The 18,509-nt window shown below is 39.4% G+C and carries 16 protein-coding genes, 1 tRNA gene and 2 pseudogenes; 8 read left to right on the top strand and 11 right to left on the bottom strand.

Annotated features, from left to right (window positions below; translation table 11 throughout):
- Positions 1–43 precede the first annotated feature (43 nt).
- The 3 genes from AB7E63_RS10805 to AB7E63_RS10815 all read right to left on the bottom strand — a co-directional run bounded on the left by AB7E63_RS10805 (position 44) and on the right by AB7E63_RS10815 (position 3,381).
- Complete coding sequence (locus AB7E63_RS10805; RefSeq protein ID WP_006339955.1) at positions 44–577, bottom strand: hypothetical protein; 534 nt, start codon at positions 575–577, stop codon at positions 44–46.
- A complete protein-coding gene (locus AB7E63_RS10810) occupies positions 564–2,186 on the bottom strand; it encodes a glucose-6-phosphate isomerase (protein ID WP_006339956.1) in 1,623 nt (540 codons plus the stop codon). Before AB7E63_RS10810 ends, AB7E63_RS10805 begins: the two co-directional genes overlap by 14 nt.
- 781 nt (positions 2,187–2,967) lie before the next feature.
- Complete coding sequence (locus AB7E63_RS10815; protein WP_006339958.1) at positions 2,968–3,381, bottom strand: hypothetical protein; 414 nt, start codon at positions 3,379–3,381, stop codon at positions 2,968–2,970.
- Positions 3,382–3,722: 341 nt separating this feature from the next.
- Here AB7E63_RS10815 and AB7E63_RS10820 point away from each other — a divergent pair.
- Positions 3,723–3,972, top strand: a pseudogene (locus AB7E63_RS10820) (IS256 family transposase); the annotation flags it as partial.
- Between the two features lie 68 nt (positions 3,973–4,040).
- Here the strand turns inward: AB7E63_RS10820 and AB7E63_RS10825 are convergent.
- From AB7E63_RS10825 to AB7E63_RS10855, 7 genes are all read right to left on the bottom strand, one after another.
- Positions 4,041–4,919, bottom strand: coding sequence for a hypothetical protein (locus AB7E63_RS10825; RefSeq protein WP_006341815.1), 879 nt, complete (start codon positions 4,917–4,919; stop codon positions 4,041–4,043).
- 297 nt (positions 4,920–5,216) lie between these two features.
- Positions 5,217–6,260 carry a hypothetical protein gene (locus AB7E63_RS10830; RefSeq protein WP_006341817.1) on the bottom strand — a complete coding sequence of 348 codons (1,044 nt, stop codon included), beginning with the start codon at positions 6,258–6,260 and terminating at the stop codon, positions 5,217–5,219.
- An 11-nt stretch (positions 6,261–6,271) separates the two neighbouring features.
- Complete coding sequence (gene trmB / locus AB7E63_RS10835) at positions 6,272–6,976, bottom strand: tRNA (guanine(46)-N(7))-methyltransferase TrmB (protein ID WP_006341818.1); 705 nt, start codon at positions 6,974–6,976, stop codon at positions 6,272–6,274.
- A gap of 56 nt (positions 6,977–7,032) precedes the next feature.
- Positions 7,033–7,869: a 16S rRNA (cytidine(1402)-2'-O)-methyltransferase gene (rsmI, locus tag AB7E63_RS10840; protein ID WP_006341819.1), complete on the bottom strand. Its 837-nt coding sequence runs from the start codon at positions 7,867–7,869 to the stop codon at positions 7,033–7,035.
- Between the two features lie 23 nt (positions 7,870–7,892).
- Positions 7,893–7,964, bottom strand: a tRNA-Cys gene (locus tag AB7E63_RS10845).
- Between the two features lie 101 nt (positions 7,965–8,065).
- On the bottom strand, positions 8,066–9,205 hold the full coding sequence (locus tag AB7E63_RS10850) for an acyl-CoA desaturase (protein ID WP_006341820.1): 1,140 nt from the start codon (positions 9,203–9,205) through the stop codon (positions 8,066–8,068).
- An 85-nt stretch (positions 9,206–9,290) separates the two neighbouring features.
- Positions 9,291–9,476 carry a hypothetical protein gene (locus AB7E63_RS10855; protein WP_226987354.1) on the bottom strand — a complete coding sequence of 62 codons (186 nt, stop codon included), beginning with the start codon at positions 9,474–9,476 and terminating at the stop codon, positions 9,291–9,293.
- A 216-nt stretch (positions 9,477–9,692) separates the two neighbouring features.
- On the opposite strand from AB7E63_RS10855, the gene AB7E63_RS10860 reads away from it, so the two are divergent.
- From AB7E63_RS10860 to AB7E63_RS10885, 6 genes are read left to right on the top strand one after another with little or no spacing between them, the layout of a single operon-like run.
- Entirely contained in the window at positions 9,693–11,060 is a 1,368-nt protein-coding gene (locus AB7E63_RS10860) for a UDP-N-acetylmuramoyl-tripeptide--D-alanyl-D-alanine ligase (protein WP_006341822.1), read from the top strand.
- Between the two features lie 12 nt (positions 11,061–11,072).
- On the top strand, positions 11,073–12,293 hold the full coding sequence (gene mraY / locus AB7E63_RS10865) for a phospho-N-acetylmuramoyl-pentapeptide-transferase (RefSeq protein ID WP_006341823.1): 1,221 nt from the start codon (positions 11,073–11,075) through the stop codon (positions 12,291–12,293).
- An 11-nt stretch (positions 12,294–12,304) separates the two neighbouring features.
- Positions 12,305–13,654, top strand: a complete 1,350-nt coding sequence (murD, locus tag AB7E63_RS10870; protein WP_006341824.1) for a UDP-N-acetylmuramoyl-L-alanine--D-glutamate ligase — start codon at positions 12,305–12,307, stop codon at positions 13,652–13,654.
- 12 nt (positions 13,655–13,666) lie between these two features.
- Positions 13,667–14,365, top strand: coding sequence for a muramidase family protein (locus AB7E63_RS10875; RefSeq protein ID WP_006341825.1), 699 nt, complete (start codon positions 13,667–13,669; stop codon positions 14,363–14,365).
- 3 nt (positions 14,366–14,368) lie between these two features.
- Positions 14,369–15,520: a putative lipid II flippase FtsW gene (gene ftsW, locus AB7E63_RS10880; RefSeq protein WP_006341826.1), complete on the top strand. Its 1,152-nt coding sequence runs from the start codon at positions 14,369–14,371 to the stop codon at positions 15,518–15,520.
- Between the two features lie 27 nt (positions 15,521–15,547).
- Positions 15,548–16,726 carry a glycosyltransferase gene (locus AB7E63_RS10885; RefSeq protein WP_006341827.1) on the top strand — a complete coding sequence of 393 codons (1,179 nt, stop codon included), beginning with the start codon at positions 15,548–15,550 and terminating at the stop codon, positions 16,724–16,726.
- A 34-nt stretch (positions 16,727–16,760) separates the two neighbouring features.
- Here the strand turns inward: AB7E63_RS10885 and cdd are convergent, their stop codons facing one another.
- Positions 16,761–17,654, bottom strand: a complete 894-nt coding sequence (cdd, locus tag AB7E63_RS10890) for a cytidine deaminase (RefSeq protein ID WP_036746381.1) — start codon at positions 17,652–17,654, stop codon at positions 16,761–16,763.
- 201 nt (positions 17,655–17,855) lie between these two features.
- On the opposite strand from cdd, the pseudogene AB7E63_RS10895 reads away from it, so the two are divergent.
- Positions 17,856–18,509 (top strand): annotated as a pseudogene (locus AB7E63_RS10895) (hypothetical protein); the annotation flags it as partial.

Consider the following 18,509-nt stretch of genomic DNA (forward strand, 5'->3'; position numbering starts at 1 on the left):
TCTTCCGATCTAAAAAGTGCTTTTAATGTCGATTCTTCTGGATTCATGGACGCAGTTTATTTGATAGCTTAGACTGTAAATCAAGAACCTTTTCTTTTTCTAAATGGACCTTTCGAATGGGAAATGTTTCTTCTGAAAGAGGATCTTCATATAAGTTTACCTCTTGCCCATTCTTTTCGTGAAAACAGTGACGTAGGACAAGCTTTCTCTTTCGAATAAGCCATAACGCTAAAATGAAAGCCTCTTCCTCTTCCCCACTGGTTTTGGCTGCAGCCTTAAAAAGCTCCATCGCTTTTTCTTCATAAGTAATTAAAGGAGTCGCCCCTTTCAAAGGATGCTTAGGAACTTTTGCTTTCCAGTAAGCTGCATTATCATCAGAGATTTTGCCTTCCCTTTCCCAACAACTCAGACAATAGTCCTTGCGTTGAAACTCGCCCATTTCAGCTGTTTCGACTAGAACGGAACAATATTCCATTCCAGGCGTGAACGGTTCTTGCCCGAGTAAGCACACGGCATGACGTTTAGGGACTTCAATCAGAAAAGGAAATTTAATAGCCATAAAATCAATTAAACGCATCTAGATGTTTTAGAAAAGCTTCCCCAAGAGGATAAGACTGTTTCGGTGTTTTAGTCGACTCTTTTTTAGCTGCAAAGCACTCGATGATCTGATTAGCTAATACTTTTCCGAGTTGCACACCTTCCTGGTCAAAAGAATTAATGTTCCAGATGAACCCTTGAAAAGCCACTTTATGTTCGTAATAACTCAGTAAAGCTCCTAGAGAATGAGGATTCAGAGCTTTTCCAAGTAAGATGTGAGAGGGTGTATTCCCAGGAAAAACTTTATTCGGATTTTCGTTATTTTGTCCTAAAGCTAATCCTAAAGCCTGTGCAAATAAATTAGACAACAGTTTCTCGTGAGAAGAAGTTCCTTTAAACGCAAAATCTTCCATTTGCCCCTCTTTAAAACCAATAAATTCTAATGGAATGGTGGAAGTGCCTTGATGGATGAGTTGAAAGAAAGAATGTTGAGCGCTTGTTCCTGGCTCTCCCCAAATAACAGGACAGGTTTGAAAATCAACAGGAATGCCATTGCGATCGACTCTTTTGCCATTGGATTCCATTTCAACTTGCTGGATATGTGCTGAAAAACGGGAAAGAGGCTGAGCGTAAGGGATAAGCGCCATTGTAGGATAATTCAGAAAATTGTGATTCCAAATGGCAAATAAAGCTCCTAACAAAGGCAGGTTATTGCTGAGATCTTTGCTGAGCGCTACTTTATCCATAGCATTTGCCCCACGCAATAATTCCCAATATGCATCAAATCCAAACATGAAGGAAAGAAGCACGCCTCCTCCCATGGAGGTAGCTGAATAGCGTCCGCCGATCCAATCCCACATATGGAAAGATTCTAGGTATTTTTTTGGATCATTTAAAGGACTTCCCGGAATAGTGACAGAGATAAAGTGCTCTTCCGATTTGATCCCTTGCTTTTGGAAACGTGCACGTACAAGCTCCTCGTTGGTCAATGTTTCAAGTGTTGTTCCTGATTTAGAAACAACTAAAACTAAACTCTTTTTTAAATCCACATCGCGCAAAGCAATTGAGGCGTCATCTGGATCTATATTACAGATAAAATGGATATGGCGATCTTTTTTCTGCAAATATTGCAATGCTAAGTAAAGAGCTTTTGGGCCTAAATCTGATCCCCCAATTCCGATCACAATTAAATCTGTAAAACGATTCTCTTTGTCCAGTTTCTCCATGAATAGCTTCAGCTTATCAACTTCTTTGCGAGCTAGAGCCGCGGCTTCAGCAGCACGCACCCCTTTTTGGGGATCTTCAAAGAAATCTCGCGTCGCAGTATGCAAAGCAGAACGATTTTCAGAGGGATAGCCTTCAATTTTATTCACAATCTCCCCTGATTGCATTTTTTGCATCTCTTCCAATACTTTTCTTTCTTGAGCGAGTTCAAAGAGTGTATGTATCGTTTCTTCGGTGACTTTTTCGGTTCCATATAAAAACTTGTAACCAGCGGCTTCTGCACAGAATTTAGACAACCTTGTCGGAGTTAAAACACCTTCTTTACGTAGATCTAGAGGGTCTTCTGCAAGCTTTTTTAAACGATTGACACTTCCTAATTGATTAAAAGGTAGCTTGTGAATGGTTTGTGGATTTGCAGACACCATGATAAATGCTCCGATTTAGTAAAGATGGATGTATCATTTACCATGCGGATTCAGTGTATTTTGATCAAGAAAGAACATTCAGCTCTCAAAGATGTTTCTGGTTCGACTCTCTAGCTAAGCACCACATTTTTGGCAACATGCAGATTAAGGCATTAGCAAAAGAAAATGAATGGATGACTGATTGAAGCGGCTCTTGAGCCTGCAAATGAACATCTTGATCGATGGTCTCCCAGGCATAAAAGGATCGCAATATTTGAACCTATTATTCAAAAAATTTCGAAATATGAACAGTCTCGCATGGCTTATGCTTTTGTGCAATTGATTCGAGTTAACCCGCCCCTATAATGCATCATTACTCCTTAAAATGTTAGATTGACTTTCCATCTCGTATTCCATAAAATGCCGTATCATATGTTGAGCTTTAGGCTCTAGCTTTTGAGCATGTTCTAGTAAGAAGCCAAGAAATCCCACAAACAGCTATCCAACAAAAACAAGAGTTGGATCAAAATTGAAAACTAAACTAGCCACTGAACAGATCAAACCACCACAGTTCCAACTTTACTTGTTTCCCTCAAGAAAGTAGAAGCATCAGCCAACTGAAGCTATCGCTATTTGAAATTCATTTTGAGCAGGTAGCCCTCTCGATTGTTTTTCATAATCGGATAAATTAAGCATCTTAAATTCTTCATTTGTACTAACAAATAGGTCTTCTAAATTTTTGTAACTACAGCAAAAAAAGTTAAACGGTTTAATATTAACCGTTTAACTAACGGGTGAATCGTCATGTTTTTTTCAACACATCAGATTCAACTTCTTTTGATATCTCTAAGATACGCCAATAAACACGATTTACGAATCCAGAATTTGCGTGTTTTTGCATTTGAATCATTTGTTCTAAAGTATAAACAACAAATACCTGAACCTCTACCTGAACCTTTAACAATCGTTCAACAAAAGCAACTAAATGGCTGCCCGCAGGAAGATTTGGATAACAACGTGGAGTTCCATCCTTACTAAAACACTCAGCAACTTTATCACTAGATGAAATTTTATTTGCTACACCAAGTTGCTCAGCTGTTCCAATTATAAGTGCATCGGGTGCTTTTGCTTGACGACGAAGATTTAGGAAATGTTGCTGTAAATTACATTTGACTATTGGATCTAATGCTTCGAATCTTTCTAATACCAAAGTCATAGTTTTGCTCCTTTAATATAAAACTTTAATAATAATTGCGCACTAGTTTGTAATGGCCCTACATTTCTACCATCAAAGTTCATTAAATTCCAACAGCATTTTAACTATAAATGCCTTGTCATCTTATCCATAGTGGTTGAATGGTTTAGGTTATATGACTGGCTCACTGTTCTCACAATTGTCCAAGACTTGCTTGATTTTTCATGGTCCTTTGCGACTGCCATCGTATGTTGATCCGCAAATTCACCAGAGATATGATCAAAGGTTGTGTATGAGATGAAAAAAAAGAGAGCGCATCCTTAAAATGTTTTTTATCACAAAAACTAAATGGGAATGCGCTCATGGAAAATTTTCGCTTTTCTTTAGAAAAAAATGCCATCAACAAATGAACAAAATAATTCTCTCGAAGAAATTTTTCGAAAAGGAGCTCAAAAATTGTTACAGCAAGCTATTGAATTTGAAGTATAAGAGTATCTTGAGCTTTACAAACAGTCGAAGGAATCTACCCATCAATCTCCAGCAGTAAGAAATGGTTACTTACCAGAAAAACATATTCAAACAGGACTTGACCCAGTTGTCATTATAGTACCCATGTTTAGCTTACAACATGCACATCAATAATCTTTTAAAGCAAATTAGCAATTATATTTTTCTGTCTTTCATATATCTTTCAAGGCTGCCTCAACATTTTCCAGGGCTCTTGTCTTTCCCCATAGAGGTCCCATTCCTTCGAAACAAGATAAATTAAAAAAATTAGATCTTGCGATATTAAGTACTTCACGAAGAGATAGTGATTTTGGATATCCCACTTCTTGGATTTTAGCATCAAGCATTGAATTGTTCGAATAAAGATCAATCTTTACAAAATGGTCTTGCTCAATCTTTGCGTTGAATTGGAAGGTACAATCAGCAGGTTTTTCGAGTTGATATTTGCATAGCACAGCCTGACATAATCGTGTAAGGGCTTGATTAATCTCCTCCACTTTTTCTTGAGAAGTTCTCTGTGAAGCTGAACTTGATGCAAGTCTATCACGCTCTACCAAAACAACTTTTTCAACAGTTTTGTATATCTTCCATGCCTCTAAAGGTGTAGTATTTAAAATAGTTTCTATTGTGAAATAGTCCTGTCCAAGCCTTTTTATAAGCTCGCTGTCTAGAGAATATTTATGATAATACCCTGCTTCTCGCCCATCAGTTCCACCATGCCAGTCCCCCATCCCATCCGGAGTTGCTGGAGTCGATTCTATCGCGTCTTCCCATTCTGGAATTCGCGCATGAATCATCTCACTGATTGTTGAAAATTTCATCTTTTTAACAGCACAAGAGTCAACCGTAATCAAAAAAAATTTCTTGCTTTGTTTATGATCCGTTTCTTCCAAATTGTGTTTAATTAATACCGCTTCATAGAGACGCTGAAGCGCTTGATGTATTTCTGACCCCTTATGGACCTTATGCTGTTCGCACCTGGACAAAACAGTCGCCTCAATTTGTTGGTATAATTCCCAAGGTTGTTTATCTGTTGAGATTGAACTTGTCATATATATAAACCTTTTATAATGTTTGAAGCAGAGAAATATCAACTTTTTAAAAAAGATGCAAGCGCAATGCGAATTGCATGGAAACTTTAACTGCTGAGACAGGCCGAAGAAGGTTCAAAATCATGACGAATTATTAGCGAAACTTGCTGACATTTTTTAGAGTATTCAAACCTTGGCTTCAACCATCGGTTGCTGCAAGCAATTGAAAGAGAGCGAATGGAGAAACGGGAGAAAGAGGAGTTTTGAAAGAGGATGATGGCAGACTTGTCTAATCCATTGCATGCAGAGCTACCATTTCTAGCTATGCAACGCTTTCCACTCTTCAAATGAAAGCTCGTCAGGTATCCCTAAACGATTTCCTAGGGAAACAACTTGTCCTCCTGCAGCACAAAATCCCATGAGCTTGCGCTTTCCTTCTCCGCTCAAACAATCAGGCAATACGAAGAGCATATCCAACTCGTCCCATTCATGGGTCATGTTATGCTCAGAAATCATCCGGAAAGGATGACCTTGCGCATTTAAAAGCTCTACAGCTTTGCTTAATTGTTGAAAATGAATAGGTTGACTATGCTTTAACACGGGCAAGCAGACGGCCATCTTTTCTTTTTCTGGACTGGTGGGATAATGAAAGGCTTCCCCATCCCAGCTCATCATCGGATTTCCAATGCGCGATCCTCGAACACCTAATTCAAAACGAGGAAAACGATCTTTTAACAATAGCTGCATTTGCAGACCAGGACATTGAACAGATGTCGCATCCATTAAAAGGAAAAGGGGCAGAACTTGAGACATGTGCCCCGCCAATAAGTCCACATAGTCTGCAGCCAAATCGCGACAAAAGAGCGCTCGTAAAGAATTGAGAGTACCGTGTAAAGGATCGACCTCTACAAATGAATGAACGGCTATGCCAGTATCTTGCTCCAACTTTTCAACGTCACCGTACAGATCTTGTAACCAGTTTTGAAAATGTGCGATATGTTCAGCTTCCCATGGAAAATTTTGACTAAAATCAGCATTCCCCTGGTAAAGACAAAGCCCGAGACTATGCGCATGAAATTCTGTCCAAGGGCCTTGCAAAAAATGCTCTAAAGATAAACCGAGTGATAAAAACTGTGTTTTATGAGATATGGGTTTTAAAAGCGCAGAAAACAAACCTAGTTTAATTTCCCAAAGAATAGAAAATCCATTTTCAATACATTGAGATGCCCATTCCTTCTCTTTCTTCCAATCTAAATTCCCTTTGACAGTTCCATCCAATGAGATCAAAACAGCTTGATATCCTGTAGGAATCTCAGAAAAAAGGACCATGGGTTTGTAAATTTTAATTTGTTGATTTTCCATATCTTTCCACTTTAAAACGAGCAGGCTTCCTCCATGATCTTTTTCTGAAACTGGTGATAACGGATGATACGCCCCTGCTCTTTCCACAATTGTTCAAAATAAGAGCTTCCATAGTTTTGCACGTCTTCACTATAGTAAGGTGCGGGGAAATAAGAGCTAAAATCTACGGAACCATTGACAACTTCAATCATCTGAGCAGAATATTCTAGTGAATCTGTCACAAGTGTTAAAGAGCCTGATGGCTTTAAAATGCGCGCGATTTGCTGTACAAATATAGGTTGAATGATGCGATTTTTGGCATGCCGTTTTTTGGGCCAAGGATCAGGAAAATTAACGTAAACAGCTTCCACGCTTTCTTGCGGAAAAAACCGTTCTGTTGTGAGTAATCCTTCACCACTAATCACAATAAGATTGGGAAGTTGCAGGTTTTTAATCTTTGACCAAATTTTTCGAACACGTTCGAATTTCTTTTCGACCGCGACCCAGTTAATAGACGGATTTTCGGCCGCCTTTTCGGCAATCCATGTTCCATTCCCACTGCAGTATTCCACATACACAGGAGATGAATTGCCAAACAACGCAGGATCTTCCCAACCAGGGAAACGAAACGGATCGGATTCTGATAGCCCTTTTAAAGGGATATACCACACGCGATCTTGAATCAAAACTTTACGCTCCCCTTCACGAAAAGGAGATTTTAAATCTTCAGGCTTCATTTTTTAAACTCTAACAAAATAAAAGAGATAAATCATATCGCATGATTATTTATGACTCAATCGATAATTTCTCTATCAGAAAGACAGAGTCGATATAGATCACGCTTAGGAATACCACGCATTTCAGCTGCTAGCTTGATGGCTTCTTTTTTAGATAGGCTATATTGAGTTTCTAGAAATTGGACGTGTTCTTGAGGAGACATCTGCTCCCACTGCTGAGTATCGTCTGCTGCTTCTCCCTTAATCATCACAACAACTTCCCCTTTCAGAGGATGCGATTCCCAATGCGTGATTAAATCTTGAGCTGTGCCTCGTCGAATTTCTTCAAACTTCTTGGTCAACTCACGTGCCACTACCAGATAGCGAGTAGGGGCTAAAAGATGCACGGTTTGGAGAAAATCTAAAAGCCGGTGGGGAGATTCATAGCAAACAGAGGTTCCCTCGTATTGGAGAATCTTTTGCAATGCTCTTTTCAATTCTTGTGCTTTCCGTGGTAAAAAACCACAAAATTGAAAGAGATCGGTAGGTAAACCGGAACATGCTAACGCTGTTATCGCCGCACAAGGTCCTGGAATGGAAATGACTTCAATCCCTTCTTCAACACATTTTTCAACTAAGCGATTACCTGGATCGGAGATTGAGGGAGTTCCAGCATCTGAAATCATCGCCATTTTAACGCCTTCTTGCAAAGCCCTTAAAACTTCTTGCTCTTGCGCCGATTCATTAAATTTGTGAAAACTTTTAAGGGGCTTTTGAATTTCATAGTGCTTAAGTAAAATGGAGCTTTGACGTGTATCTTCACACAGAATCAAATCACACTCTTTAAGCAAGCGCAAAGCGCGAAGCGTGATATCTTCTAAATTTCCAATGGGAGTTGCAATAAGATAAAGCATAAGGGAATACTTGAGGAAAGAAAAGGTGGCACCCAGATTCGAACTGGGGAATGGAAGCTTTGCAGGCTTCTGCCTTACCACTTGGCCATGCCACCGTTTGTAAATACCAGGTTATACCTGACTTTGTGCGATCCAGTCAAGTGATTTCAGAAAAAAAAGAAAGAAAGTTCCAAATTCCGAGTTAGACTAAAAAAAGTTATATCTCAATTGGTTTTAAATGTGTGATGCATGAACACAAGTTTTTCCAAGCTCTCCAATCTTCCTGCATGCGCTGGTGCAAACACTTCATCTCGTTTTGTAAATCATTTAAGAGTTCGCGACAAGATGGTGTAGTTTCCTTAATCTTTAAGTACTGCTCTTTCAACTGGTTTAAAACTCGGATATCGGTTTCGATTCGATCGGATATTTCATGAATCTTTGCCTCAATCTCTTCTCGTTTGACATACCACAACTCTTTGACTTGCTCGAGAAGAAGGTTTTTCTTTTCCCGAATCATCCGCTTTTGAATGGTAAAGGAATCGACAGTTTTTAACTCATGTGTGAGACCTAAAAAACTGAGACCTTTAATTAACCACTTTGTAGGATCAAAGTGATACCATCGAATGCCATTTCTGTAATCATGTGCAAAGACATGATGATAATTATGGTATCCCTCTCCAAAAGTCAATAAAGCTAAAATGTAATTGTTAACCGCCGACTGCTCTTGGCAAAACGGCTTGTCTCCCCATGTATGGGCAAGAGAATTAATGAACCAAGTAAAATGGTGTAATAAGAAAAAGCGAATCCACCAAGCAACAAAAAATGCCCCCCAAAAATCCTCTAATAACCATCCAACTAAAAGAAAAACCAAAATATTGCTTCCAAACATTAAAGCTGGATAAAAGTGATGTTGGAACATCACCAATTTATTTCGAATAAGATCTGGAACAACTTTTGGATCAATTTCTTTCTGTTTGTGCAGCATCCAAAAAAAATGTGCATACCAAAATCCCTTATTGATGGAATAAGGATCTTCATCTGTATCTACGTACGCATGATGCCGACGATGGTCAAAAGCCCACCGTAAAGCACTTCCCTGGCCTGCCATTGTTCCAAAAAACAACATGAGGGCTTCTAAAGTTTTTCCTGTTCGAAATGAGCGATGAGAATAAAAACGGTGATATCCACCTGTAATGCTTAGCCCTGTTAAATAAAGCAAAACAAATGAAACTGCAATCATCGCCAACGAAGGAAGCGTGAAATAGAAATAAAAGGGAAGGCTTGCAAGCAATAAAATTTGATAGGAAATCAGAAATCCTGCAATCGGCAAACTGAAAGTTTTTTTAGTATGGGACATTATCTGCTCATATTTTGATTAATTTAAAATTGATTCTAAATGAAAGCATTAATTTTATCAACCATTCATAACCCACTTATTTTAACTACAATAGATAGCAATCCACTGAATCTTCGCTGCAAAAGCTTGAAGAATTTGTGTGTAAAACAAAAAATTCTTCAATTTCTGGGACTACGCTCCCATTATATTCTGAAAATCCAAACTTATCTTTGAGCACTTCTTGATCCGCATTGAGCACGGGTTCATACTGAGTGAGGCGGCAGCTTTTCACTGAAAAATTCAAAAAATCGCTAGAATTTTTCTCCAAATGCAGTCTCAATAAAAGTGCACAATCAGGCATTTGAGAAATTAACAACACAATTTGGAGGTTGCATGAATCATTTCCTTATTTAATTTTTTATCCATCATAACGCATCTCTATTTTTGCAAACAACACCTTGCTTTTGTGTGAGAAGATCGATTAATCTACGCTTTACAAGGAGATTTTATGTCTGTAAACAGACTCACCTTCCATGAAATTTGTCAGATCTTAAATAGTCCCGTGTTTCCTGCAGAAATTGATTCATTTACACCTTCTGTTGTCGTGGACAGTCGTTTGCTGCAAAAAAATGATCTTTTTATTGCGCTTCCAGGTGAAAAAACGGATGGACATCATTTTTTAAATGAAGTGGAAAAAAAAGGAGCCGCTGCTGCCATTGTTTCAAACGATTTTCTTCGTCAAAACAAAACAAATTTTCACATGCCCATCCTTGGTGTTGACGATGTTTTAGAAGCTCTACAAAAATTAGCTCAAGAGTATTTAAAACAACGGCAAGTCAAAATTGTCGCCATCACGGGATCTGTTGGTAAAACAACCACTAAACACTTACTTTTTCAGCTTCTCCAAAAGCATTTCTCCGTGGCTTTTTCTCCAGGTAATCAAAATTCCCAGATTGGACTCCCCCTGAGCATATTAAATCACTATCACGGACACGAAGATGTTTTGATTTTAGAGATGGGGATGACAGCTCAAGGCCACATCCAAAAACTCATTGAAATCGCCCCTCCTGACATAGCCATTGTCACAGCCCTTGAACTTGTGCATGTCGCTGGAGTCCACTCACTAGAAAATATTGCACATGCAAAAAGAGAAATCCTGACACATCCAAAAACAATGCTAGGCCTTATTCCATCTGAAATTCCTTTTTATGCACTTTTGCATGAAACTGGAACTTGCCGCAAACAATCCTTTTCCACCCTTTCCATACAAGCCGATTACTGCTTGCGTGAACAAGATCAACATCTGCAAATTCGAGATTCGCAAGGATTAAGTCCTTTATTACCCCGTTTGCCTTTTCTGGGAAAGCATAATCAACATAACTTTCTCGCAGCCATCTCTGCTTGTCGAGCACTTGGAATGACCTGGTCTGATATTCAGCAAGTGATTCCTACACTGACACTTCCGGAAAGACGCTTAGAACAGGTCATAAAAAAAGGTATTCTTTTTATTAACGATAGTTATAATGCAGCCTTGACTTCTGTAAAAGCTGCTTTGGATGCACTACCTCCTCCCCTTCAATTTTCTGGCAAAAGAATTGGTGTCATTGGTGAAATGGTGGAACTCGGAACTTTTTCAGAAGCCTGCCATAGAGAAGTAGGAATTCTTTCGTTAGCCAAACTCGACCTAATGATCTGCTATGGGGATGGCTGCTTGCCTATTGAAGAGGTATGGAAGAAACACAACAAACCTGTTCATCTCACGCTAACTTTCGAACAGGTTATCGCCGAACTTAAGCAGCATGTTCTCCCTGGAGATGTCGTTTTATTGAAAGGTTCTAATAAAAAACAATTATGGAAAGTTTTAGAGTATTTTTAGCGGAGCCCCAACATGCTGCTATTCACCATCGATTTTTTTAGAGAATTTTTGGGAATTAAAATTCCCATGGTTTTTACTTATACATCTACCCGGATGATTCTTGCTGCCATCACATCGCTGATTATTTGCATTTTTCTGGGTCCACGCTTCATAAAAAAACTCTACGAACTAAAAATTGGACAGTCTATCCGCACGGACGAATGCCCCCATTTAGGCGTGTTACATCAAAAAAAAAAAGACACCCCAACTATGGGGGGGGTTTTGATCCTATTTTCCATGATTGTTTCGTTGCTTTTGTGGATGAAGCTAACGCATATTTTTACTCTTATTTTAATCATCACAACCCTCCTTTTAGGTTTTTTAGGCGGATGGGATGACTACCTCAAACTGAAATATAAAAATAGCAAGGGATTATCGAGTAAAAAAAAATTTCTCTACCAGGTGCTTATTTCAGCATTACTCCCTCTATATTTATTGAGCCCTACATTAAATGCAGCAACTCCATTTAAACGGTGGTTTGATCCCCCTATCGTGAAAGAACAAACTGTTTCTAAGAATGCTCAAGAAGAAAAACTGATTGCTCAGGTTTCTTTGAAAGAATACGCTACACGCTTTTACATCCCCTTTTTTAAAGATCCTGTTTTGACATTTTCAGGCTTTATGACTATCTTAGCTGCCTTATTTATGATTTTTGTGGTAACAGGTGCATCAAATGCCGTCAATTTAACCGATGGCTTAGATGGACTCGCGGCTGGATGTCTCATCATGGTTGCCGGATGTTTAGCTTTAATCGCCTTCGTATCAAACAATATTGATTTAGCCAGCTACCTCAATATTCTTTATATTGAAGGAAGTGGCGAAATTGCCATTTATTTATCTGCCTTAGCAGGGGCGTGCTTAGGATTTCTATGGTACAATAGCTATCCAGCTCAAGTTTTCATGGGAGACACAGGTTCTCTAGCCTTAGGTGGCATCCTAGGTGTTTGTGCAATTTTACTAAAAAAAGAAATGTTGTTAGGTATCATCGGCGGCATTTTCGTAGCAGAAACGCTTTCTGTCATTTTACAGGTGGGAAGTTTTAAACTTCGCAACAAAAAGCGGATCTTTTTATGCACGCCTCTTCACCACCATTTCGAATTTAAGGGCTGGCCAGAAACCAAAGTTGTGATCCGTTTTTGGATTGTGGGTCTTCTTTTGGCTATTGTAGGAATCGCTTCTTTAAAATTTCAATAAGATGAATCCCGATGCAACCTACCTACTTCAATAAACCGATTCTGATTGTTGGACTTGGCATTAGTGGTCTTGCCGCTGCACGCTTTCTCCTGACCCAAAAAGCACTCGTTTGGGCTATCGATCAAAATAAAGATAAGTTGAGAAAACGTTCCGACATCCAAATTCTGGAATCTCAAGGACTTCAATTTGTCGCCGAAAAAGATCTTCCTCCTCTAGAAACATTCCTTCTGGTCGTAACATCTCCTGGCGTTCCTCTTACTCATCCTGTGCTTCAGTTAGCCCAAGCCAAAAACATCAAAATCTTAGGAGAGATAGAATTAGCCTTTCGCTCTCTCAGAAATAAGCTCATTGGCATAACAGGAACGAATGGGAAAACAACGGTCACTCTACTCTTGACTCATCTTTTAAATTACGCAGGAATCCCTGCAAAAGCTGTTGGAAATGTAGGAGAGCCTCTTTCTGCAGAAATTACTTGTTCTTCCGAAACTGTTTTGGTGGTTGAGCTTAGCTCTTTTCAACTCGATACGCTTCAATCTCGCCAACTCGACATGGGAGTCATTTTAAACATTACCCCTGATCACCTAGATCGCTATGCATCTATGGAAGATTATGCCCTCTCTAAAATGAAGATAAAATCTTGCATTAAAGAAGGGGCTCCGCTTTACATGGAAGAAAAAGCCTTTCAAAATTACGGGTTTTTACAAGCAAATTTCCCATGTCATCTTTATGGTTATTCCCACAACTGTCATTTGATGAGTGATCAGCAGCACCTATTTTTAAATAAAAATATTGACTCCATTTTGCCTATAGAGTATAGAGAGACTAAAAGTCATAGACTAGAAAATTTGATGGCTGCTTATGGTTTGTGCCGAGAAATGGGTATCGATGCAACATTGTTTTGGGAAGGAGTTTCGACCTTCAACACACCTCCCCATCGAATTGAAAAAGTCGCCATTTTCAAGAATGTTTCATATTATAATGACAGCAAAGGAACCAATATCGATGCTGTGATGCGAGCCATAGAAACAATTGAAGGACCCATCATTTTGATCGCTGGAGGGGTCGATAAAGGAACTGATTTTTCTCCTTGGATTTCTGCCTTTGCCAATAAAGTGAAGCACATTTGCGCCATTGGGCAAGCAACCGAAAAATTAGATCGCACTTTATCAAAAAGTTTTAACGTTGTGCGCTGCCAAAATATGCACGATGCTGTAAAACATGCATCCTCTCTTGCATATCCAGGAGATAATGTGCTATTATCCCCAGGGTGCGCAAGTTATGACATGTTTGAAAATTATGCACATCGTGGAAAGACATTTAGAGAAGCCGTGAATGCTTTAGCTAGTATTCAAAACACTTAAAGGGGAAACGCAATGAATCGAAGAGACACTATCATCATTGCCGTATTAATTAATTCGGGTTTACTCGCAATTTTATTTATGATGGCCATCCATCCCGATGATGCCTCAACCTACGCACCTTCTTCGCTTCCGTTAGCAGTTGCTCCTAAAGTGGAAGAGGAACCCTCTCATTATGCTTCTTCTAACATTTCTTATGTGCAAACAATCCCAACAGATGAAGTAGACAATGCCATAAAAGCGTTTGTAGACTCACCTTCACACGAAATTGCGCTTGCAGAAACACCGACACCCCTTCTTCCTGTAAATGAATCACAAACAACCATTTCTAGCGACGGTTACACAGAAATTAAGGTTAAGCGCGGAGACTTCCTAGAAAAAATCGCACGTACACATGGTACAACCATCAAAGCGATTATGAAAGCAAATGGTCTTTCTAGTGAGCGATTGAATGTGGGACAGACTCTACGCATTCCTCCCGCAACCCGCCCCATTGAAACGATCATGGAAGCACCTAAGCCTGCGGCACCACAAGAAAAGCCTAGTTCCTCTGCGAGTGATGAAAGCTCTTATTACATCGTTCAGCGCGGTGACAATCCTTGGAAAATTGCGAAAAAATTTCAGGTCCGTTTTGAAGACCTACTTATCTTGAATGATTTAGATGAAGAGAAAGCACGAAACTTAAAAGTTGGGGATAAACTGCGGGTTCGTTAACTTATGCGCTTGCTTTTACTCCTTTGCACGTCTCTGATTTTCACATTTGGATTGATCATGATTTTTAGCACAACTTCTGCGGAAGTTCTAGATCATGATCTCCAACGTAGTACCCACCAAGCTTTAATCCGTCAAATGGCTTATTCAACCGCAGGGTTTGCTCTTGCCTTTGGAGTATGGAAAGTTGGCTATCACCGCTTTTTAAAATATAGCCCTCTTCTATTAGCATTATTCTCTTTTTTTTTGGTGATCACCTTAATTCCTGGGATAGGACGTGAAGTCAATGGATCACGCCGCTGGTTAGCTATTGGAGGCCTAACTTTTCAACCCTCTGAGTTTGTCAAGTACATTCTTCCAGCCTTCTTTATCGAAAGACTCATGGCTCTTGATCGGCAAGCTCTTTCCCTAAAAGACCTCCTAAAATTAGCCACAATCTGTGCCATTCCGATTTTATTAATTTTAGTCGAACCCAACAATGGAACAGCTGCCGTAATTGGACTCACACTGATCGCGCTTTGCCTTGTCACACGCATCCCCGTTAAATACTGGGCTCTTCCTCTTATCTGTCTATCTCTCATTGCGATTGGTTCTGCCTATCATCTTTCTTATGTATCCGCTCGACTAAAAGTCTATTTAGATCCCAGTTTTGATTTACAAGGGAAAGGACACCAGCCTCACCAAGCAAAAATTGCAGCAGGATCAGGAAAGCTATTTGGAAAAGGACCTGGAAATAGCTGGCAAAAGTTAAGCTACCTTCCAGAAGCCCAAAATGACTACATTGCCGCCATTTTTGCGGAAGAATTCGGCTTTATTGGTATGCTAGGCCTTATCTTGCTCTACATGTTTTTAGCCTATCTAGGCTTTGCCATTGCAAATCAAGCGCAAGATTTTGTGGGGTTTTATTTTGGATCTGCTGTAACATTTTTAATCTGTTTTCAGGCTTTTTTAAATTTAGGCGTTGTTTCAGGCTTGGTTCCCAGCACAGGTCTTAATCTTCCCCTTTTCAGCCAGGGAGGCACCTCTTTAATCGCAAATTTGATGGGAATCGCTCTCCTCTACAGTATTTCAACCCCTGTGACTCAGTCAAACATCTCTACAAGCCCATTTTCTGAAAAACCTTTATCTCGAAATCCAAATCGGTTACATTCCTTTTAAATATAGATTAACCTTTCAGGAGTCATTATGTTGTCGAGAATTTGCCTTTTAACAAATTACAACCTCTATGAATCTAAGCGTCATTTTACTCAAAAATTTGCAGAAGCACTGAATCGCCATCATATTGAAACAAAAATTATTGATGCCAATGAAGGACCTATTGGAGCTGATATTATCTCAGCTATTCAACGTTTTGACCCGCACCTGACTTGCTCGTTCAATAGCATGATGCCCTTGTCGCAGAACCGTTATTTGTGGGACCTATTAGAAACACCCCACCTTTCTATTCTCGTAGATCCTGCTATTTACTCGGTTAGCTTGACAAGTAGCCCCTACTCCATTCTTTCATGTGTGGATCGAAATGATGTCTCTTCGATGAAAGAATATAATTTTGACAGAATTTTCTTTTGGCCACATGCTGTCGAAAAAGAGCTTGGCTCTGAACCCGAGCAAAAAAAAGAATTCGATGTCGTCTTTCTTGGAAGTTGCTATGACTACGAAAGTTTAAGAGCCTCTTGGCGGCAGCGCAATCCAGATGCTCTGAATGTTGTGCTCGACGATGCCATTGACATTGTGCTTTCCAATAATCAAATCTCTTTGGCTGATGCCCTTGTAGATGCTTGGAACCGCTCATCTTACAATCCAGAAGGGGTCGATTTTACCACTTTATTCTACTACCTTGATATGTATACACGCGGAAAAGATCGGGTTGAACTCATCCGCTCAATTAAAGATGTTCCTGTCCATATTTTTGGAGAGCTTTCACAAGACAATGCTGTAGGCGTATTGGGATGGCAGCAGTATCTTGCCAATCAATCCAATGTGACCATCCACCCGTCTGTTCCTTTTTCACAATCGTTTGACATTCTGAGAAAAAGTAAAATTAGCCTTAATAGCATGCCTTTCTTCCGTGATGGAACACATGAAAGAGTCTTTACAAGTCTCTGCTGCGGCGCCGTTCCCATTACAAGTGAAAGCACCTATTTACGTGAAACCTTCAAAGATGGAAAAGAGCTTTTCTACTACCAATCAAAACATTGGAATGAGGTCAACGACAAAATTCATACCATCCTTGCCGACGAACCTAAGCGTCAAGCAATCTGTGAGCAAGGAAGAGAACTCGTCATGCGCGATCACACATGGGACAAAAGAGCCGAACAGCTCAAGATCGCGATTGAACCCTTTCTAGAAAAACTTCTCAAATAGAGATAAGCCCCTCAAAATGAGGGGCCTTCTTTTCTTAGTTTATTTTTTCAACTTTGAAAACTGCATGTGGAGCGATTTTTTTCAGAAGTAGTTCTGTCATGACAACTTGGCTAATCACAGCATCAGCTTTTTCTACCAAAATGACTTCTTTGATATCATCATAACTATGCATATCAGCCAAAAGCGCTACCAAAGCTGCTTGAAAAGGGGAAAGGCTTGGATTAAAAGCTGCGTTCTCCAAATAAGATCCTCGGTAAATATTCCCATCCTGTGTCTGAATAGCGATCCCTGAAAATGCCTGGCTATAGGGCGCATAGGAACTATTCGCTGCCAAAATTGCATTTGCTCGTACCGAACAATCTGCATCGAGACATTTGTTTTCTGCTTGAGTCATTAATCCCCCAGAAACACCTAGATCTTTTGGACCGAAAGATTCTGGAAGTAAAGCAGCTAGCTCCATAGGAGGACGATTAAGAATCCAGACTTGCATTTTCTCTGAACCAATTTCGTTTAAAAATTGTCTGCAATGTCCACAAGGAGCAGCAGAAACAGCGATCGCCACCAACCCCTCTTCTCCATGATTGCGTGCATTCACAATCAAAAATTGCTCTCCATGCACGGTTTGGTTTAAAGGAAACCCTGGAAACTCTAAATTGACTCCGAGGTACAGATTGCCATTTTTCCCTAACCCCACAGCTCCTACTTGAAAATGTGAAATAGAAGGCCGTGCAAAAGGTTTTGCGATTGAAATCAATCGCAACATCAATTCTTCTTTGCTGATATTTAATTCATGTGTAATTTGATCAACTTTTTCTGCCGGAATAACAAAACGATTGGATACATCTAATTCGGATAAAAAATTTGATGTAAATGCAAAAGACTGCACTAAGCTAAATAGACAAAAGATCGATAAGAATAACTTTCTCATTTATTGCCTGCTCCATTTGTGAATTTAAATTTTTTGAATACCAATTTTACGAGGCTGTGCGAAAAGGTAAACAAAAACAAAAATTTAAAGCAAGAAACAAATTTTCTGACCCTAACCTTTAAATCAATTAACCGTAAAACCATTCTAGTAGAAGCTTTTATTTTTCCTGTGTTATAATAAGTCTAAATTATGGAGATTTTTATGGTTAGTAAAATTTCGAATAGAGAATGGAATGAAAGTGACATACAAAAAGTTCTAGAGGGACTTGCAAATCCACCTGCTGCAAAGGCAACATGGATACGCAGAGATTTGACTTTAAAAAATCCAAATCTTGCACAACGCGCCCTTTGGAAGGTTGCCAAACACAGTGCTTTTTTACGCCGCCTATTTTTTTCAGTAGACTATCAAGTTTCACATGATCACTTAGAAAAAATTAAAGCTAAAGTATTAAATGATTCACCCCAAATTCCTCTCTATAATCGGGCCATTCAAACGTTCAACTCCTTTGTCCCAAAAACCTATGTGCTTTCTTCGTTGGATGAGTCTCTACCCACTAGCACCCCTCTCCCAAAAGCTGAAGAAGTGAAAACCCCTCCAACGCAAAAAAATTATTATTTTGACGTTTTACAAAAATTTGAGGAACAGTACATTCCTCTCGATCCTATCCCTAATCGAAATTGGAGGAGAAATCTTCTTAGGGATCAAGTCATTTGTTTTAAGAAAAATATTCATTCTTTTTTATGGTTCCTGGAAAAAACTCCTCATCATTCAGAAATCGCTTTTACTATTGGTTTTGGAGGAAGGGCTCGTTCAAAACAAGAAACCCGTACAGATCAATTTTGGCCCGAACCATTG

This window comes from Parachlamydia sp., from assembly GCF_050255895.1.
Taxonomy (GTDB): domain Bacteria; phylum Chlamydiota; class Chlamydiia; order Chlamydiales; family Parachlamydiaceae; genus Parachlamydia; species Parachlamydia acanthamoebae.